Source organism: Nocardia barduliensis (genome assembly GCF_013315795.1).
Classification (GTDB): domain Bacteria; phylum Actinomycetota; class Actinomycetes; order Mycobacteriales; family Mycobacteriaceae; genus Nocardia; species Nocardia barduliensis.
Map to the genome: position 1 here is coordinate 1 of NZ_JABLTE010000259.1, position 1387 is coordinate 1387.

The following is a 1387-nucleotide window of genomic DNA, read 5'->3' on the forward strand; positions in this document are numbered from 1 at the left end:
GGGTCTATCTCGCTAAAGGTGTTTCCGGCGGTTTCTCTCAGTAGGTTCGGGCGTCGGGCCAGCGGTCGGCGAAGGTGATCGCGAACGCGTTGACCGCGGGCTTCCACCGCATGGTCCATCGTGCTCGACCGGCGCCGGTCGGGTCGAGGGAACGAGTCACCAGATACAGGCATTTCAGGGCGGCTTGCTCGGTGGGGAAATGGCCACGTGCCTTGATCGCGCGCCGGTAGCGGGCGTTCAAGGACTCGATCGCGTTCGTCGAGCAGATGACCCGCCTGATCTCGAGGTCGTAGTCGAGGAACGGGACGAATTCATCCCACGCGTTGTTCCAAAGCCGCACGATCGCACCGTATTTCGTGGCCCATTTCTCGGTGAGTTCGTCCAACGCCGCGCGGGCGGACTCGGCGTTGACAGCGGTGTAGATCGGTTTGACGTCGCGTTTGAGCGCGTCCCAGTGCTGGCGTCCGGCCAGTCGGAAGGTGTTGCGGATCAAGTGGATGATGCAGGTCTGGACCGTGGCCAGCGGCCACACGTTCCCCACCACCTCCGGCAGCCCTTTCAACCCGTCGCAGACCAGGAAGAATACGTCCTTGGTGCCGCGGTTGCGGATTTCGGTGAGCACACTCATCCAGAACTTCGCGCCCTCACCACCGGTCCCGGCCCACAACCCGAGGATGTCCTTCTCCCCGTTCACCGTCACCCCGATCGCGGCATAGATCGGACGGTTGGCGACCTGACCGTCTCGGATCTTGACCACGATCGCGTCGATGAAGATCGCGACATACACCTCGTCGAGCGGCCGGCTCGACCACTCCTGCATCTCCGCGACCACCGCGTCGGTGATCCGGGACACGGTCTCCTTCGACACCGACGCCCCATAGATCTCGGCGAAATGCGCCGAAATCTCGCCCGTGGTCAGACCTTTCGCATACAACGACAGCACGATCTCATCGACGCCGGTCAGTCGGCGCTGGCGTTTCTTGACGATCTGGGGTTCAAAACTGCCGTCGCGGTCGCGCGGCACCTCGATCGGCACCGGCCCGGTCGTCTCGGTCAGCACCGTCTTCGGCCTGGTCCCGTTACGCACATTGGGTGAGACCCGTTCGGCGGGAGCCTGATTCGGCTCATAGCCCAGGTGCTCGGTCATCTCCTCGCTCAACGCGGTCTCGAGGACGGTCTTGGTGAACTGTTTGAGCAGCCCGTCCGGCCCGGTCAGAGACAAGCCCTGTTCCTTGGCCATCCGCACCAGCTCCGCCGCCGCCAGCTCCTCAGCCGACGCCTCGGCCTTCTTCTTCGCCACGGCATCAAGTGTCGTCATCACGGCACCTTCCCGCTGACCATCCGATCAGCGAATCAGGCCGGAAACACCCTTAGATCCACAGTCCCC

The 1387-nt window shown here is 63.5% G+C and carries 1 protein-coding gene; it reads right to left on the reverse strand.

Annotation, left to right across the window (positions count from 1 at the left end):
* Window positions 1–37 precede the first annotated feature (37 nt).
* A complete protein-coding gene (locus HOV91_RS39060) occupies window positions 38–1321 on the reverse strand; it encodes an IS256 family transposase (protein WP_086007570.1) in 1284 nt (427 codons plus the stop codon).
* Between the last annotated feature and the right edge of the window lie 66 nt (window positions 1322–1387).